15 protein-coding genes and 2 pseudogenes are annotated in these 17,395 nt (G+C 57.5%); 6 read left to right on the forward strand and 11 right to left on the reverse strand.

The window, feature by feature from the left end; genetic code table 11:
* Positions 1-83: 83 nt before the first annotated feature.
* Both EN885_RS01445 and EN885_RS01450 read left to right on the forward strand, forming a co-directional pair.
* Complete coding sequence (locus tag EN885_RS01445) at positions 84-473, forward strand: DUF427 domain-containing protein (RefSeq protein WP_128244042.1); 390 nt, start codon at positions 84-86, stop codon at positions 471-473.
* 317 nt (positions 474-790) lie between these two features.
* Positions 791-1,078 carry a hypothetical protein gene (locus tag EN885_RS01450; RefSeq protein WP_245492989.1) on the forward strand — a complete coding sequence of 96 codons (288 nt, stop codon included), beginning with the start codon at positions 791-793 and terminating at the stop codon, positions 1,076-1,078.
* 731 nt (positions 1,079-1,809) lie between these two features.
* Here EN885_RS01450 and EN885_RS01455 read toward each other — a convergent pair.
* From EN885_RS01455 to EN885_RS01460, 3 genes and pseudogenes are all read right to left on the reverse strand, one after another.
* Positions 1,810-3,726 carry a calcium-binding protein gene (locus EN885_RS01455; protein ID WP_206616792.1) on the reverse strand — a complete coding sequence of 639 codons (1,917 nt, stop codon included), beginning with the start codon at positions 3,724-3,726 and terminating at the stop codon, positions 1,810-1,812.
* A 368-nt stretch (positions 3,727-4,094) separates the two neighbouring features.
* A pseudogene (locus tag EN885_RS34045) lies at positions 4,095-4,274 on the reverse strand (integrase); the annotation flags it as partial.
* A 54-nt stretch (positions 4,275-4,328) separates the two neighbouring features.
* Positions 4,329-4,607, reverse strand: coding sequence for a DUF2285 domain-containing protein (locus EN885_RS01460; protein WP_128244391.1), 279 nt, complete (start codon positions 4,605-4,607; stop codon positions 4,329-4,331).
* A 102-nt stretch (positions 4,608-4,709) separates the two neighbouring features.
* Between EN885_RS01460 and EN885_RS01465 the strand changes: the two genes are divergently transcribed.
* Positions 4,710-4,931 (forward strand): helix-turn-helix transcriptional regulator, encoded by a 222-nt coding sequence (locus EN885_RS01465; protein WP_128244392.1) that lies wholly within the window; start codon positions 4,710-4,712, stop codon positions 4,929-4,931.
* A 166-nt stretch (positions 4,932-5,097) separates the two neighbouring features.
* Here EN885_RS01465 and EN885_RS01470 read toward each other — a convergent pair.
* From EN885_RS01470 to EN885_RS01505, 7 genes and pseudogenes are all read right to left on the reverse strand, one after another.
* Positions 5,098-5,361, reverse strand: a pseudogene (locus tag EN885_RS01470) (SDR family oxidoreductase); the annotation flags it as partial.
* Between the two features lie 962 nt (positions 5,362-6,323).
* On the reverse strand, positions 6,324-7,265 hold the full coding sequence (locus EN885_RS01480) for a PfkB family carbohydrate kinase (RefSeq protein WP_281035109.1): 942 nt from the start codon (positions 7,263-7,265) through the stop codon (positions 6,324-6,326).
* On the reverse strand, positions 7,231-8,214 hold the full coding sequence (locus tag EN885_RS01485) for an SIS domain-containing protein (RefSeq protein ID WP_128242376.1): 984 nt from the start codon (positions 8,212-8,214) through the stop codon (positions 7,231-7,233). The genes EN885_RS01480 and EN885_RS01485 overlap by 35 nt, the downstream gene beginning before the upstream one ends.
* Positions 8,215-8,274: 60 nt before the next feature.
* The gene (locus EN885_RS01490) at positions 8,275-9,093 is read right to left on the reverse strand and encodes an ABC transporter permease (protein ID WP_128242377.1); all 819 of its coding nucleotides are present in this window, start codon (positions 9,091-9,093) and stop codon (positions 8,275-8,277) included.
* Positions 9,090-9,842 (reverse strand): ABC transporter permease, encoded by a 753-nt coding sequence (locus EN885_RS01495; protein ID WP_245492962.1) that lies wholly within the window; start codon positions 9,840-9,842, stop codon positions 9,090-9,092. The genes EN885_RS01490 and EN885_RS01495 overlap by 4 nt, the downstream gene beginning before the upstream one ends.
* 151 nt (positions 9,843-9,993) lie before the next feature.
* Positions 9,994-11,178 carry an ABC transporter ATP-binding protein gene (locus EN885_RS01500; RefSeq protein WP_245492963.1) on the reverse strand — a complete coding sequence of 395 codons (1,185 nt, stop codon included), beginning with the start codon at positions 11,176-11,178 and terminating at the stop codon, positions 9,994-9,996.
* A gap of 61 nt (positions 11,179-11,239) precedes the next feature.
* Positions 11,240-12,292 carry an ABC transporter substrate-binding protein gene (locus tag EN885_RS01505; RefSeq protein WP_128242380.1) on the reverse strand — a complete coding sequence of 351 codons (1,053 nt, stop codon included), beginning with the start codon at positions 12,290-12,292 and terminating at the stop codon, positions 11,240-11,242.
* 1,015 nt (positions 12,293-13,307) lie between these two features.
* Here EN885_RS01505 and EN885_RS01510 point away from each other — a divergent pair.
* The gene (locus tag EN885_RS01510; protein WP_128242381.1) at positions 13,308-14,438 is read left to right on the forward strand and encodes an alanine racemase; all 1,131 of its coding nucleotides are present in this window, start codon (positions 13,308-13,310) and stop codon (positions 14,436-14,438) included.
* 31 nt (positions 14,439-14,469) lie between these two features.
* Here EN885_RS01510 and EN885_RS01515 read toward each other — a convergent pair whose 3' ends face one another.
* Positions 14,470-15,291, reverse strand: coding sequence for a GntR family transcriptional regulator (locus EN885_RS01515; RefSeq protein WP_128242382.1), 822 nt, complete (start codon positions 15,289-15,291; stop codon positions 14,470-14,472).
* Positions 15,292-15,579: 288 nt separating this feature from the next.
* Between EN885_RS01515 and EN885_RS01520 the strand changes: the two genes are divergently transcribed.
* Complete coding sequence (locus EN885_RS01520; RefSeq protein ID WP_128242383.1) at positions 15,580-16,326, forward strand: SDR family oxidoreductase; 747 nt, start codon at positions 15,580-15,582, stop codon at positions 16,324-16,326.
* 287 nt (positions 16,327-16,613) lie between these two features.
* Positions 16,614-17,363 carry a LuxR family transcriptional regulator gene (locus EN885_RS01525; protein ID WP_128242384.1) on the forward strand — a complete coding sequence of 250 codons (750 nt, stop codon included), beginning with the start codon at positions 16,614-16,616 and terminating at the stop codon, positions 17,361-17,363.
* The last annotated feature ends 32 nt before the right edge of the window (positions 17,364-17,395 follow it).

Genomic DNA, 17,395 nt, shown 5'->3' on the forward strand with positions numbered 1-17,395 from the left:
CATTCCTAGAGGGCGACCTTGCGCAATTCGCTCGCTCGCCACACCTATTTCGGGGCGCATGCCAGACAAGGAGAACCCCGCCAATGGACCAGATCGCAAACCCCGCACCAGGCTTTCAACGCAATCCCGGCAAGGTCATCACCGTCGAGCCCTATCGCGGCACCGTCACGGTGCGCAGCGGCGAAACCGTGATCGCCTCGTCCACGAAAGCGAAGGTGCTGACCGAGTCCCCCTACCCTTCAGTCTTCTACATTCCGTTTGCAGACATCGATTTCGACCAGCTTCGCAAGACGGATTTCTCGACTCATTGCCCTTACAAGGGTGATGCGAGTTATTGGAGTGTGCTGCCTGCCGCCGAGGCGGGCAAGGACGCGATGTGGGCGTATGATCAGCCTTTCGACGAGATGGTCGAAATCCGCGATCACGGCGCGTTCTATCCCAATAAGGTAACGATCGAAGCCAAGCCGGCCTGAGCACGGACGGCTACCGGCGCTTCGGTTGGGCAAACTGATGTCCGCACCAGAACCGGCCTGACCTCCCACAATGTGCCGGCCGCCTTACGAGAGCGACTACTGCCTTTCTTCCAACACGCTTGTGGTTCTGGATTTGAAAATCCCAAGCGCTAATGCTATCCAAACGACAGCAACTCCAAATCCATCACGCTGGCCCATTCAGGTTTTTCAGATGAAGGACTGACCTTATCTTGTTGCGCGCAGACCCTTATCCAATCGCGGCAAGGATCGCTTTTCTGGTCACGTTGACCGGCATTCTCCTGCTCGCTCTTCTTCCGGTGCGGTTCTTGCCGGATTTCGGCATGGCCGTCACTCATGATGACAAGCTGAACCACGCCATCGCCTTCGTCGTGCTGGCGACCTTGGGAAGCCTCGGCTGGCCGGAACACAAGACAACGCTGATTGTTCTCCTCGCTTTGACGGGCGCGGCGATCGAGGTTCTTCAGGGCGCTCAACTGATAGGGCGCGATTTGGATGTGTTCGACTGGGTTGCCGACTGCGCCGGCATGGCGTTCGGGCTGACAGTCGCCGGCTGGACAAAGGGGCGCGTTGGCGGATTGCCATAGGTCGCAGCGTTTTTGGGACTCTTTTTTCTATCAAGACAAGACCCCCGGGTAAACCAACACAAGACTCTGCTAAACTGACCGCGCCTCTTCCGCGCGCGGGCCGGAACCTTCCAGAACCTCCAGATACGCCATGGATCGCACGTCAGGGTGGTGGTTTGCAAAGTCGGTTGGCCAAGCGAACAGCCTTATCCCCGGGACAGCTATTCGCGCCTGAAAGGCTGCCTGCGCGATTGACGAGATCGCGGTGCTCAGATTGGCATCGTTGATCTCGTCCGGGTTCTCAGCGAGAGTTTAGTTTTAGGGCGGGCCACGTCCTCACAGTGCAAGTCATAGTCTAGTCATGATGGAAGACGAGGCGCTGCAGCTCGATGCGGCGGTAGGGAAGCTCATCCTCCGCTCGGTGCTCCCCGGCATGTTGCTTAGGGCCGCACGCCGCTGCCGCGCCGGGCAACCCGCGCCAGGTCTGGTGCGACCACAACCAGCCACGTCGGCGCTCGCGGTCACAGATCGAGCCGGTTCAGCGCACCGCGTCCTGGTATGCACGGCCGCTTCTTTGCGGACAACATTCAAGAACTAATGATGGCCGCCTTGCGGCTTGTTGTGAGAGCCGTGCTGGCTGTTCGACCACCATGCGCTTTCGGCCGGGTCGCAGATCGAGCTTCAGCAGCAGCCGACTCAAAGACCGCAAGCGTGCTTCTGCTGAGGAGGACTATAAGTCCACATCCTCTCATTCAAATTACAAAAAATGAGGCTGCTGGAAGCGAGAGGCCTGGCGAAAGAGTGGCGAACTGTATCTGAGCCGCGCCGCCGATGCCGTCGCTGTCGAAGGAGAGCGCTCCAGTTGAACTGTTGTAGATGATATGGTCGGAGCTATCATGCGCAGCCGCACCCGCAAAGAAAGCGGCGGATGTGAGCGCGCCCGCGCTCAGCCCGGCAAAGATGGCGTTGTCGATGTGGATCTTGTCCTGGGATTGGTTGAAGTCGGTGACCCTGTCGATATTTCCGCTTCCAAGAGCGGAGTTGAAAACGAAAGCATCATTGCCACCGTTGCCGGTCAAGATGTCGGCACCACGGCTGCCATTGATGACATTGGCGCCGGCATTGCCCTGGATGGTCTGGGCGAACTCGTTGCCGGTGAGGTTGATTGCCGTCGTGCCGGATGGGTTGGTGGTAGCGAGAAGCTCGATCTGCGAGCCGGCCGTAAGGATATGGCTCACCGAAGCGAGCACCCTGTCATTGCCACCGCCTGCCGCCTCAATTACCTTGTCGCCAGCATTGTCGACATAGTAGGTGTCGTTGCCGCCATAGCCGACCATCGTGTCGGCGCCGCCGACGCCATTGATGTAATTGGTGCCGGCATTGCCCTGGATGGTCTGGGCGAACGCGTTGCCGGAGAGGTTGATTGCCGTCGTGCCGGACGGGTTGGTGGTGGCGAGAAGCTCGATCTGCGAGCCGGCTGAAAGGATATGGCTCACCGAAGCGAGCACCCGGTCGGAGCCGCCGCCCGCCGCCTCGACCACTCTGTCGCCAGCATTGTCGACATGGTAAGTGTCGTTGCCGCCAAAGCCGGTCATCGTGTCGGCGCCGCCGAGGCCGTTGATGACATTGGCGCCGGCATTGCCCTGGATAGTTTGGGCGAACGCGTTGCCGGTGAGGTTGATTGCCGTGGTGCCGGCGTCCTTCGTGGTGCCAAGGACTTCAATCGACGAGCCGGCCGAGAGCGCATAGCTCACAGAGGTCCACACCCTGTCTTGACCCTGGCCAGAGGCCTCGATCACCTTATCGCCGACATTGTCGACATAGTAATCATCGTTGCCGCCGTAGCCGGTCATCGTGTGGGCACCGGCTCCCTGAAGTACATCGGCGCCGCTGGTGCCGTAGAGAGTGTCGTCGGTTGGAGGCGGGGTCGTGGTGCTGGTGTTGTGTTGCAGGAAAAAGGATTGCATCGACGGAGTGTTGCCAAGCGAGGTTTCGCCGTTCTGCGAGGCCCATTTATAGGCCATGTCAAAGGCAGGATTGGGAACCAGCCTTTCCCAGTGGTCCATCATGGTCTGCATCTGGGACGTCGTGGGCATGACATATGACCCGCCCGTATTGGTCGCCCAGCCGCCGCCGCCAAACGCCTGATAGACCGGAATGATCGCGCTCTGCGGGATGCCTGCTTCCAACGCCGCAGCAACGGCTCTATCAATGTAGTTGAAGTCCACCGCAGTCGTGCGCACGGGATAAGGGTTTATTCCATAATAATCGATGCCAGTGTTGGCAGGATTGTAGGTATTGGAATAGTCCGAATCTGCGAACGACCCCATGTCCATCAGGGTGATAAAAGTCTTAGCGCCCGGAAAATGGGAATGGATCCAGTCGGATTCCGCCTTCAGGTTGGCAGCGCTCACCTGGGTATGGTATCTGCCGGTGGGATCAGGCTCATCAGTCAGGAAAAATCCAAGAACCTTCGGATTGCCGATGAGAGGCGTTACCTTGTCGATAAAGGACTGGGTTACCCCGTTGCTCTCGCCGAGCCAGATCAGGGCCTTCGAGCCTTCCGGCAACGCGTTGACCGATGACGCGTATTGAAGATCGACCAGGTTGAAGCCAGCGGCTTTGGCCTGGGCCGCTGAGGCGCCCCAGGTGAAGTGCATTGTGGCCATGCGAATATCCCTCGTCTGATTCGGTAGCCCCCGTTCCCTGCCTACTCGACGGCCCATATTAGCGCCTAATCAATTAGCGACACGCCATTGATAGAATCGTTGATGACGGTAATACGTTGGATAGTCTGGAGCTAGTCGGTTCGGATCGCCTGGTTTCCTGAACGCTTCTACCGCCGTTCTCTTATTACTATTGGCGTCGATAAAGGCCGCGCTGAATCGGAGACAGCTGCTTGGCGGTCGGGCTGATACTGTCGCTGTGGCATGCCGTTTGTAGACGAAGGTCGTTGAGCGCGCCCGCCCTCCGAAGGCAGAGGTCACAGATTCGGATTCGGTGCAGCTTCGCGTATGGGTGGATTTGGACATGTAAGTTACGATTTACACCTGAGAATAGCTAACACTTTTCGCCCGAAGAGGTTCTTGAGTGGTCCGAGCCTGAATGTCTCATCATCGAAGCATCCCAAATCATAATCCATGAAGCTAGTCAGCCAGATTAAGTCGTCGACCTCTTTGAGGCCGACTGTCTGCTTGGCGAAGACAAGGCTAGGAGATTCAGCAAACCGCTGTGCTGATTCGACAAAGCAGCGAAACGGCCACCTGGTGGCTTAGTGTGGTGCGCCCCCCGCCAGAAGGTATCGGTAGCCGTTCGATATCATCCACCGCGCACGGGCAAGATGGGTCTCCCAAGACCTGAACGCCCGCTCCGGCTCCTCCTCAGGGTCTATATGGAGAACGATCCTGGCCACCTCGCGCCAGTTTGCATCTTCGGCAGCCGCGTCGAGCAGACGGATATAGGTGAGCAACCGCACTTCGTCGTAGCCGGTCAGGACGGGAGCCGACGGGGCGACATCGGCAACATCGGGATCAAGGAGGGGCTTAAGCAAGTGATCCTCTTCTTGCTAGGGACACCATCACTGCCGCAATTGTCGGCGAATACATATTATAGTTGATAAACTTAAAGTGTGTAAATTGCCAAGTCTGCGCGTATGGATATGCGCAAACTCGTAGGCCGAAACTTCGGTCGCTTGCGTCGGGAGAAGGGCCTGACTCAGGAACAGGTGGAAGCGCGTTCAGGGTTCAGCCAGCAATATCTAAGCGGTCTCGAACGCGGTCGTCGCAATCCAACAGTCATCACGCTCTACGAATTGGCTCAGGCCCTAGATGTGAGCCATGTTGAGCTAGTCGAACCCGACGGCGAGCAAACTTAGATAATGCTTCGAGCAATTCCTGGTTGCGAGGTGTTCCTCATTTGTCGTTGGGCCGACAATATAGGCTGCAAGAAGGCTCTTCCTGCCGAAGCAGTCTCGAACTCGCACAGGTAACTCGAAGTCACTGGGGGGCCGGACGCATAGCGCCACGGCCGTCGCATGCTGCTCAGCGGAACATCGAGCCGCCATCCACGTCGAGCGCCGCGCCATAGACGAAACTTGCGGCGTCGGAGCAGAGGAACAGGATCGCCGCAGCCATGTCGTTGGGCTGCCCCATGCGGCGAATCGGCAGGTTGGCTGCGATGCGATCCTTGAGGGCCTGGTCGATATGGGAGTGCATCGGCGAATCGGTCGGCCCCGGATTGAGGGCGTTGATGCGCACTTTCTTTCCCGCCAGTTCGCGCGCAACGGACTTCACAAGCGACAGCGTTATTCGGCGGCCAGCCAATCACCCACAACTCATCCGTGCCTGCCACGGCTGCATCGGTCGGCGTTCGACCTGAGCACCTGTCGCTTGTCGCGCCCTCAAACACCGCGCTACGTGGTAAGGTAAGGCTGGCTGAATACACTGGCGCTGTCACGCTCATTCACGTCGAACTAGACGGAGGCCAGACTTGCCTCGCCATCCATAACCAAGGGATAGCGCCCGAAATTGGCGCCGAGGTCGGACTGAAGACTGCACCCGAGCACCTGCATTTCTTCGACAACGAAGGACGCACAGTCTGACACGTCATGCTGGCCACTGTGTCGGGTAAACGCATGCGTCAGCCGGCCGAGCGCGGCTGAGCATCCGGGAGCCCTGAGCGGCACCCGGAGGCCGGCTCGGACGGTCGATCACTGCGAATCCAAGTTCAAATCGAGGATACGCAACCACCGACACCGACATTAACTGATCGTGGCGATTCGACAATATTGGCGGGGCCGGAGGGACGTCAAAAAACAAACAGTTAGCGGGTGTTAGCCCAACCATATCTTTCGTATGTTCTCGTATTCGGTGGCGAACCTGGCGGGACCGCCGAAGAGGCAGCGAACTCGAGCAATTCCGGGTTTCAACCCCGGCATCTGTGAGGCGTCTTCTCTCATGGCGCAAAGCGAAGGCTCTCAAGGCGCAAAGCGAGGGCGCGCATCAACTCGCCGCCCCAAAAACGCACATTCCCCTCCACGGTCTCGAACCAAGGCGCATTCAGGACTGAGCGGGTCAGGCCGCCGGGCCGACATATCTGGAAGAGCACTTCGGCATTGGTCGCCTCAAAGCCATCAGCCGACTCGGTCTAACCGGGAACAACCTGTTGAGGCTCCACAACTAGAGCGATTAGGTCCGCGGCCCCACACCGGGATACTGTCCATTGGCGGGCCTTTCTGGCGGAGTACCGCAACGGCACAACGCGGACGCTATTTTGCTGGGTGTGGATAGCCGAAGGCGCCCTCCGACTCGCAAGCAGCGGCCGCTGCCTTCGCTCCATGCCGGAGAGATGCCTCAATGGCGGCTCCCTGGATTGTGGCAGAAAGGAAGCCTGCTGTGAACGCGTCACCGGCCCCCATTGTGTCGACCACCTTGGCCTGAACGATCCCTTGGCGGAAAGTGGATCTGCCGTCACTGAAGACAGCGCCACGTACGCCTTGGGTAACGCACACCATCGGTGCGCCGAGCAAATGGAGTTCCCGTATAAACGCCTCTGTCTCTGGGTCGTTCATGTCCGAGCCGGAGAAAAAAGCAGTCGTCACGAGCGGGCAGATCGCGGCGAAGTAATCCTTATCGCGACCGGTCGAAAAATCGAAAGAAAGGCGCTCCGCATTCGAGCGTATTCGGGGCAACTCTGGCTCAAGATAGCTGAAACACGACGAGTGAACGCTTCCGAGCCGCTTAATCAGGGACAGATCGGGTTCATCCATGCGCAAGGCGAGACGTTTTCGCACGCCACCGTGGTTGGATCCGACGAAGACACGATCGCCGTCCACGAGAGTGACTTTGGCCTTGCCCGTTTCGCCCCTGACGTAACGCACATAATCGTCGGAGAGGCCCTCGGCGGCCAGGCAGGATTGAATGTGCCTGCCTTCCTCGTCGTCCGCCAGAATTCCGAGATAGACCGTATTTGCCAGTCCGAACCTTCGAGCGAGAACGGCCACATTGAGCGCATTTCCACCCGGATAGTAGACGCCCTGGTCGAGATAGTGGTCCACGACATTGTCGCCGATGCCGACCAAACCGCGTTGGCGGGAAGAGTTCGAAATCATTTTGATGCCTACGACGAAGAGAAAGAAAAAGGCGGAACCGCGATCGGTTCCGCCCCCTTTGTTCCTAGTATTCCATCTTCCACATGAAGCGACGAACAGTCAGCGGATGGCCCTTGGCTTCTGACAGCTTGTCTGCGTAAACCCGCAGGACGGGCGAGAAGACCAGAGGTGCAAGGTACTCAGACACTGTTCCAGGCAGCGAGGTAACCCCGAGATCCTTCGCGTCCAAAACAGTCACGCGCTTACTGTATTTCTGCACGAAGGCAAGCGCGCGCTCATCCATCGGACGGGATGGTCCTACACCAAGAAGCTGGATGAATGGCACGTCGAAGTCTGTGATCTCGAACGGCCCGTGGAAATATTCGCCGGCGTGAATCGCCGCTGAGTGGACCCACTGCATTTCTTGCAAAAGGCAAATGGCGAAAGAGTAGGCTGGGCCGAAATTCGGTCCGGAAGCCATCGTGTAAATGATGGCCTCACGTTTGTGGGCCTCAGCAAATTCAGCGATCTTACCAAGATGCTGCGAGATGAGCTTGTCCACCAATGCAGGTAGCGCCGCCAGGCCCTTGTCGAGATCATCGACCTTCGTGTTGCCTTCACGAGCTTTGAGAATGCCAAAAGTCAGCCTCGCCAACACTGCGGCCGCGTGTATCGGCGACATCGTCATAGGCGAAAAGAAATAGGAGACCGTGAATTCGGAAGCTTGATCGAGGGGGCTGCCAAGGTCATGCGTCAGCGAGATCGTGAGCGCACCTGCTGCGCGCGCGATTTTGACGGCTTCCACGGTTTCGGGGGTCGTGCCTGAATGCGAAAGAGTAATGACGATCGAACTCTTGCCCAGCCTTTTGGGCGCCCGCGCCTTGAACTCGGCCGCGTTGAGGGCGTTGCCGATGATGGCCTTTGCCTCGCACTCCACGATATACTGGTTGGGGAGCATCTGAGCATAGGAGCCGCCACAGGCAACGAAGAAGATGTCAGTGACATTTTCCCGAGCAGCCACGGCATTCAACGCATTCGCAATTTGCGTGTCAGTTTGTTCGGCAGTCATATCGAGTCCTTACTTGTTTTGATGAGCTTAAAGGCACGCATTCGCGCTATGTAAACCGCGCTATCTGGGAGCGCGGGATCTGGAAAGCTGACCGATCACGATCAACAGTATCGAAACGGTGACGAGACAGGTGGAGATCGCGGCGATCGTAGGATCGACCTGATCCCGTAGTGAATTGAACATCTTGCGGTTCAGGGTGGCACCCGATCCGGTGGAGATGAACATTGCCACCACTACTTCATCGAACGACGAGAAGAAGGAGAACAGCATCGCCGATACTATTGAGAATCTTATCTGCGGCAGGGTAACGGTAATGAAAGCGTACAGCCGGGTCGCACCAAGGCTGCGGGCCGCTTGCTCCTGATTCATGTCGTAGGAGGCGAACCCCGACGTCATGACAATCATAACGAACGGCAGCGCCATGGCAGTGTGCATGAGAGTCAGACCGAGCGTCGTGTTTACGAGGCCGAGACGCGCAAAGACGAATAGAGAACCGACGGCAAGAAGGATGACGGGGATAGCGATCGGTAGAGCGAACAAGCCCCAGAGAGCGGTCTTGAAGCGTATCCTGCCAATCCAGAGGGCATACGCAGCAGCCGTTCCGATGATCGTGGCGGATAACATGCTGAGGATGGCAACGTTGACCGAAATCAATGTTGCTCGCATCCACGCCGGAGACGTGAAGTAGTTCTCGTACCACCTAAGAGAGAACTGCTTTGGCGGGAACTCCAGAAATTCCGATCCCGAGAACGACATCGGGATAACAATCAAGGTGGGCGCTACAAGAAACGCTATCGCGAAGATGGTGATGATGTACAGCCAGAGGCGCTGCAGATGGGTGACTTGCGTCAGTGACGCAGGTTGAAGCAACCATTTCATCGGAACATCCCCTGTCCGGCTCTTCTGCCGACATAGGTCGCCACGAGGATCAGTAGAATGGTGATCACAAGCAGAACGATTCCGAGCGAACTGGCAGCACCCCAGTTCGTATAGAGGCGTACAGTTGCATCGATGCGCATCGCAGCCATGATCACCCTGCCACCGCCCAGCACCGCTGGAGTGACGTAGAAGCCCAGGCACAGAACGAACACCATCAGGATGCCTGCGAGGAATCCGGGCAACGAAAGCGGGAAGAAGACGTCGCGAAAGGCCCGTGCGGGTGTGGCGCCGAGGTTAGAGGCGGCGGCGATCAAATTTTGGTCTATCGCTTTCATCGAGGAGAAAAGGGGTAGGACCAGAAAGGGCAACATGATCTGCACCATGCCAATAAGGGCACCCGTCACGTTGTGACTTAACTCCAGCGGCTCCTTGGTCAGCCCAAGCCTAATCAGGCCATTGTTTATGAGGCCGTGGTCCTGCAGCAAAACGAGCCACGCGTATGTCCGGACGAGTACGGGGGTCCAGAAGGGCAAGAGGACGAAGAGCAATGCCCAATTCTGCAGACGCTCCGGCAGATGCGCTAAAATGAACGCCAGCGGATAGCCAATCGCAGCCACCATGATTGTGGTGAGAAGCGAGATCCGGAAGGTGATCTTAAAGACCTCGCCATAGACCGGAGTCGTCCAAAGTCTCGCGTAATTTTCGAAGCTGAAGGAGCCGTCCTCCCCAACAAAGGAAAGGTAGAGCATGACTCCAATCGGCAAGAGGATAGCGCATGCGAGGAGAGCAATGCCTGGCAGGAGAAGGGCCTCAAGACTGAGGCGTTCCCGCCTATCGGCCTTTTGAAGCACTTCACGGTTTAAGCTGCTCGACTGCGTGGGGGTGAGGCTCGCAGACATGTCAACGCCCCCTGTCGTCGCTTACGACTCGGCTCTCGCTCTTGTGTAGGCTGAGCACGATCGGACTGCCGACTGCAGGCAGGTCCGAATTGCTTGCTTCGTTGAGGTGGCGTCGAACCGTTATCAACTCTCCCCCAGCGAGACGGACGAAAGCCAGACTGCTTTCGCCCTGGAAAAGGACACGCTCCAACGAGCCGGCAAAGTAATTGCGGTCCGGCCGCCTTTGGTCGGCGTTTCCAACCTCTAGTTTCTCCGGCCTAACGACCAGAAGACCAGGTGCTTGCCCCGTCGTGCTGTCGGCGACATCGAGCAACTGGTCGCGATAGTAGGGCGCACCATCTCGGATCGAGACACTGAGCAAAGTGGACTCGCCGATGAAGTCGGCGATGAATGCGGTTTTCGGGGCATTGTAGAGGGCAGCAGGGGTATCTATCTGCGCGATCTCGCCGTTGCGCAGGACCGCGACGCGGTCAGACATCGTTAGGGCCTCTCGCTGGTCATGGGTGACGAGAACCGTGGTCAAACCCAATCGCTCATGCATACTGCGCAACTCGACCTGCATCGTTTCGCGCAAATTTTTATCGAGCGCCGAAAGTGGCTCGTCCATAAGCAAGATCTGAGGTTTGAAGACGATCGCACGGGCCAGGGCCACGCGTTGCTTCTGTCCGCCTGACAGTTGAGATATCCGTCGCGATTGGTACCCAGAGAGCTGTACTGTAGCGAGAACTTCATCCACCGCGGCCTCGATCCTCGCCTTGGACCATTTCCGAATCTTCAAGGGATAGGCAATGTTGGACGACACACTCATGTGCGGAAACAAAGCGTAGTTCTGGAACATCATCCCGATGCCCCGCTCATGAGGGGCTTTAGCGACGACCTCTTCGTCGCCAAATTTAACCGAGCCGGACTCGGGCCGCACAAATCCTGCCAGCACCATCAGAAGCGTCGTCTTGCCCGAACCCGATGGCCCGAGCAGCGTCATGAACTCCCCACTTTTGATATCAATCTCGATGTCCTTAAGAGCCACGACAGCGCCGTACGATTTGTTCACAGAGCGAATAGTAATAGGTAGCGAATTCGCCGCTGCATTCCCGTTACTTGCTTTTGCTTCCATAATCTCGTTCCAAAGATTCTGACGCGCTGTTAGAGCAGATGAGAAGTGGCCGACGGATCCATAGTCCAGCATCCGCCGGCCACTTCGGGCTGCAGCCATGGGAGGAGGAGGCTGCTGCTGCTTCGTGCGCCGATCAGTTGGACGCGAGCATGTGGTCGAACGCCTCGGATAAGGTCGTGCCGTACTTGCCCCAGAAGTCAAAATCGGTCGTGTACTGTTCTTTGACATTCTGCGGTGATGTCGTCAGACGGTCCAGGGTCGTTTCGTCGTAGCTCGGGTTTGCCTTGAGGTTGGGGCTGCCGTAGGCGATATACTTGGGCAGATCCTTGACATATTCAGCCTTCGAGATTTCCGAGACGAATTTGATCGCATTGTCGACATGCGGAGCGCCCTTAAGGACGGCATAGCAGTCGATATCCAGCAGACCGTCCTTGTAGTTGATCTTGAACGGCGCTCCGGCGTCCATGGCAGCGATGATGCGGCCGTTCCATCCGTATGCCATGTCGACCTCCCCGTCCTTGATGAGCTGGGTGGACTGGGCGCCGCTATCGAACCAGACGGCGTAGGGCTTAAGTTCAGCAATTTTATCGAGGGCCGCCTTGCGACCCTCTTCGGTCGACAGGAACTTGTAGACCTCGGACCGTGGATGACCGAGCGCGAGAGCAGCCGCTTCCATATTGCCGCGCGGACTCTTGAACATCAGCCTCTTGCCGGGAAACTTCTTCAAGTCCCAGAAGTCGGCAAAACTAGTGGGGCCTGCGTCACCGTATTTTGCGGTGCTATAGGCGATGTTCGTCGAAAACACGGTGTTTCCGACGCAGTAGTCGTTGACCGCGCCTGGAACGAAGTCCTTTCGGTCGACAACGTCGGCGGGCAGCTTGGTGAGGATATCGGATTTCACCGCCAGCGGGACCTCGCCCATATTAAGCGAGACGATATCCCAAGTCACGGCGCCGGAATCCACCTGAGCCTTTCCCTCCGTCCAGCTTTGCGAGGTGTCTTCATCGAACTTAAAGCCCAGAGCTTTTGCCGCAGGCTCCCAGACGGCTTTCCGTTCAGCGTCTTGGGTTGCTCCGCCGTTCGCAACGATCACAACGTCGGCGGCCTGCGCAATTGCCATTCCGCCCGACGTCAATGCGGCGCACGACATCATCAATGCCGCTAGATGCCCACTTACCAGCTTCATAGTCCTACTCCCTTTTTTGCTTCCACGAGATGATTGGTATGCACCAAGAATTGGTCGGCCCGAGGCCCTCTGCAACCCTCACTGCGAGTTGAACTTAGGTTGCCGTCCCGCCAGAGTATAAGCGTTGCAGCCTCCCCAGCGCCCGCCTTGCATACGAAGGCCGTCATTGATCCAGATCTACGTGTTTTCCCCATGTTGGTATATACCAATCTACGATCGCGATCATGACGTGTCAACGGTAATTTTTTCAGCGCCTCAGAATCTTGCCTACCGACAGTTCATTGGTCCTAAAGCTCGTGAGGTCCGGGAGGCTGAAAGAGCAAAGATGCTCGGACGGTTGGCCGCCGCTCGTCGCTGTCGACGCTAAGAAAGGCAAACTCACTAATAGGCGCTAGGTCGTCCGTCGAGTAGTTGGGACCACCAGTCAGAGTCTGTTCATAACATCGGTGCTGTGTCGGACTTCCGGTTGCTCATCGATGATGCGCGGGCTGCAGGCTTGTGGAACGCCCTCCCACAATTCGGGGCTCGGGCCGCGCGACGGTGGTCGACAACCAGGCGAGTCACTGCAGAGCGACACAATCCCGTCGAACTTAACTTCCGCGAGGACTCTGTTCCGATTGCTGATGCTCGGCGAATGCTAAGATGGCAGCAAGGGCACCTATATGGGCATCGACGCGCTCGCGCAGATCAACCAGACCGCAATGACAGGCCAGGCCAGGCCACGAGATCAGAAAGTCGGCCGCCTTCGCCGAAAAGGACGGCGCTACTACGCCCAATATCCACCGCCACCTGCGCCTCGGCGCCCTGCAGGACAATGTGCGAAATCTTAAGTGGAACGACGTCCGCTGGATGCTGCGCGGCTACGATCGCCTGTCAATAATCTTGCGTGCCCGGCAAATTCACCGTTGAAACGTCATTGTCACGGCCGCGCATTGGTATATACCAAGATTAGGAAGGCGCCTGACGCGAAATGGTGCGTTTGGCTGCGGAGCAGGCTCCGGGCGGGAGGTGCATTATGCTGATTGATCAACGCGAACCGCCGCACAGGCCAACGCCCTTTGCCTACCTGGACATGCGCCGGCTGCGCCGGAACCTCGCCCGGATGCAGGCGATCGCTGATCGGCATGGGGTAGCGTTGCGCCCACATATCAAGACCCACAAGTCGGTCGAAATCGCACGGCTACAGCTAGCCTTGGGAGCCATCGGAGTAACTGCGTCCAAACCATCGGAGGCCCTTCCATTCATTCAAGCCGGGGCGCCGTCGCTGTTGCTCGCTTTTCCTATCATCGACGCGGAACGCTTGCGCGGTCTGTCTGCGCTGGCGGCTGAGCACGAGACCGCGACTACATTCATCTTAGATAGCGAAGCAGGAGCCGATGCCTTGGCAGACGCTGCCCGACAGGCCGGCCGGATATTTGACGTCCACATCAAAATTGATGTGGGTCTCGGCCGCGTCGGTGTTCTTCCAATGTCGTCCGCACTGACAACTCTTGGTGAAGTTGTTGCGCGGAACCCAAAGCTTCGTCTAACCGGGCTGATATCTCATGCTGGGCACGGATACGGCGCCACAAGCCGTTCCATGCTCGCCCAGATCTCTCGGCAAGAGCGGCTACTGATGCTCGAAACCCGACAGAGGCTTGCCCCGCTAGGCCTCCCTCTGCGGATCACCGTTGGTTCCACGCCGACCGTACTCGCGACAGACGACTTTTCAGGTATCGACGAGATTCGACCGGGCAACTACGCTCTGTTCGATCTCACTGCTGAGCGTCTTGGGCTGGCGACGGAGGACGAAATCGCGCTTGGCGTGGTTACAACCGTGGTTAGTCGAACCTCGCAGCACTACATAGTCGACGCCGGATCGAAGGCGCTTACTAGTGACCTAGGTCCGCATTCGAGTGGCGGGCTCGCAGGTTACGGCCGCATTCTGCTCGCGGACAGTCAGGATGCAGGAACCCGCTTGACTGTCCGCTGCCTCTCAGAGGAGCACGGCTTCGTACCTAGGGAGGATACAGATCTGCCCACTGGTACAAGACTTCTCGTCCTACCCAACCACTCGTGTCCTGTTGTGAACCTCTACGACAGGCTCGTTATCGGCGATAAACCGGCGACCGATCTAGCGGTCTCAGCGCGTGGCGCCCTTAGTTAACAGCGCTCCACTGCCTCACAATACTGGCCAACTAGGTGGGTGATCCAGCAATCAGGCCTTGGCCACGCAGCACCCAGCCGATCGCATTGCTCTGCTTGGGACCTTGTTTCTCTAGCGATGGATTGATCGTGAGGCTCACGCGATCTGGATGATTCAAAGAGCGCAGATACTCGAACGGCTGGCCATCACTGGTGAGCGCCAACCCTTCGAAATTCAGTACGGGAGCGCCAGGTCGTAGGTCGAGGAGTTCGGCCTCGCCCTTCGTTGCGTAGTGTATGCTGATAACCCTGACATCGTTGTTCAGTTCCAACTGATAGTTGTCCCGGAAGAACTTGTAGAGGGATTTATTCTCAAGTACGTCGCTTGCTGACAATCCGGGAACGAGGAGCGCCGGGAAATGGGTAAGCTCGAGGCACACGGGAACCCCGTCAATCGTCCGCAAACGTTCGATGGAGATGACCGGATCGCCTGGCGACAGACCAAGCTTGGACGCGATAAATTCATCTGCTTCCTTACGCTCGAAGAAAAGCAGTTTTGAACCCGGAGTGTGCCCAGCCTTCTCCACAACATCAGAGAGACTATAGAAGGTGTGATCGCTCAACGGCCTGTCGAATAGTCGGTCCGGGACATATGTCCCGCTGGTCCCTCGTCGTTCGAGAGCTCCCGCTTCGACGAGATGGTCGACGGCTTTGCGCATCGTCATGCGGCTAGCACCAAACCGGACCGAAAGCTCCCGCTCCGAGGGGAAGCGCCCGCCCCGCGCAACCTCTCCGTCATGAATGAGCTTGAGCAGATCTTTCTGGACCCTCACGTATATCGGAACGTTGTCGACGGCGTTGTCCTTGGCTGCCATGAGCCTTCCTTCCTCAAGCGTCGCGGATATCGCGAAACGTCAATAGTTGCCCGGTTGTTGAAGGATCCGAATTAGTCGGATTTCACGAACCATTGTGTGTGCCATGCAGTCGCAAAGCACTTGACAATTTGGTATATACCAATCACCATCCAAATGCCCATTCGATTGCGCTGGTGCCGTTCGCAGGAGGTGCCGCTGCTCCGGTGATGCTCAACGACCAACCCCCAACGATCCCCATCTGGGCTACTATGCCCGGAACAGGGATCTCAACGTTAAAGGTGATCTTTCATGAAATTGGAAGGCAAAACTGCCGTCATCACTGGCGCTGGCCGCGGTATCGGGCGTGCTACCGCCCATGCCCTGGCCAGGGAAGGCGCTAACATCGTTCTCGCGGCGCCAGAAGTAGACCAGATCGAAGCAGTCGCAGCCGAGATCCGTGCGATCGGTCGCGAGGCGCTGGCCGTCGAGACCGACATCCAGCATAAATCTCAGGTCATGGCATTGGCCCAGGCCGCATTCGAGCGCTTCGGTGCGGTGGACATCCTCGTAAACAACGCCGGTGTGGCGATTCACAACGCCATTCCCAATATCAAGGAAGAAGACTGGGATTGGATGATGGCGATCAATCTCAAGGGCACATTCCTTTGTACCCAGGCCTTCTTCCAGCATATGTGCGAGAGAAAAAGCGGCCACATCGTCAATATTGTTTCGCGCGCTGGCAAGGTGGCATCGGCTAAGTTCGGCGCCTACGGGGCGTCAAAGTTTGGCATGCTTGGCTTCACCCAGACAACCGATGCTGAGGGAGTTGAGTTCGGCGTCAAGGCCACCGCACTTTGCCCAGGTGCCGTCGACACCCAGCAGCGTGCCGAAAACCACATCGATGATCATTCGAAGCTGCTCCTTCCCGAGGACGTGGCAGACTGCGTAGCCTTCATCGTCACACGCCCAGCCCGAGTTTATATTGGCGAGGCGTCTCCGGTGCCGCAGTTTATGAAACCGATGCCAAATACAAACAACCTCAAGCCAGGAGTTTAACTTATGCACTACTCTATAGCCAGCGAAAGTGGGCGGCCTCGGCCGCCCATCGAACCGTCTAGCGGCCGGATACGCTTCTCATCAACAGGGTTAACGATGAAAACAGCTTAATTAATGAGCAGTGTCTGACTAAGTCGCCGGCCAGCGCAAAGTACAAGCATCACTGGGGTGCGATGACCGGTGTCGTTTCCTGCGACAACAATTACGAGGAATTCGCCGGCAAGATCGCTTGGGCGTAGCCGACTACGGTTGCCGCACCCGCCTCGCAGGGATGACAAACAGTAGCTATGAGAGAAACTGCACTTTGGCGCAGCCGTCTTGAAGATACGCTTGAATTTCTGTGTAGAATTCGGCGGAGTTCAACCCAACAAGAAATATGTCGGCACCTGCTTTGTTACGCCGAACAATTTGGCGCTACGAATTTGCTGGCAGGACCAATACCCCCGCCTCGTGCCTTAAGGCGCGAGCAGCTTTCACATGTCCTGCTCGACGCCTGGCCAGAACAATGGTCCGAGCGCTATTTTTCAAAGAGCTACCTTTATCGTGATCCAACCATTCAGCTTGTAAATCGTGGTAGCAGCCCCTTCCGCTGGAGCGAAATGGATGAAATGTGTAGGGTCTGCCCTGTCGGCCGGCGGATCATGGACGAGGCAACCGAGTTCAAGTTGTGCGAAGGTTTCACAATACCGTTCGCGACATTAGAACGACAGGCGGTCGGCTTTTCCGTCGCCGGCGAAAAGCTCGATCCCGACCCTCACGACCGCCTCGCATTTCAGTTCGTCGCCGCTTACGCTTTCGGTTGCGCAGCTGTTCTCGCGGACAGAAAGCGGAACACGAGGCCAGCGCGTCTGTCTCCGAGACAGCAGGACGTTCTGCGCTGGGCTTCCGAAGGCCTCACAGTGGATGAAATCGCCGATCACCTCAACATCAGCCGCAATACGGCAGATACCCACTTGCGATTGGTACGAGAGAGGCTCGGTGTAACAAGCACCATACATGCTGTCGCGGAAGCTTTCCGCCGGGGTTTGATCGCCTAAACTCACGCAAGTACGTGATGCCGCCTGCTTCC

It is taken from the genome of Mesorhizobium sp. M6A.T.Cr.TU.014.01.1.1 (assembly GCF_004022765.1).
GTDB classification, from domain to species: Bacteria; Pseudomonadota; Alphaproteobacteria; order Rhizobiales; family Rhizobiaceae; genus Mesorhizobium; species Mesorhizobium mediterraneum.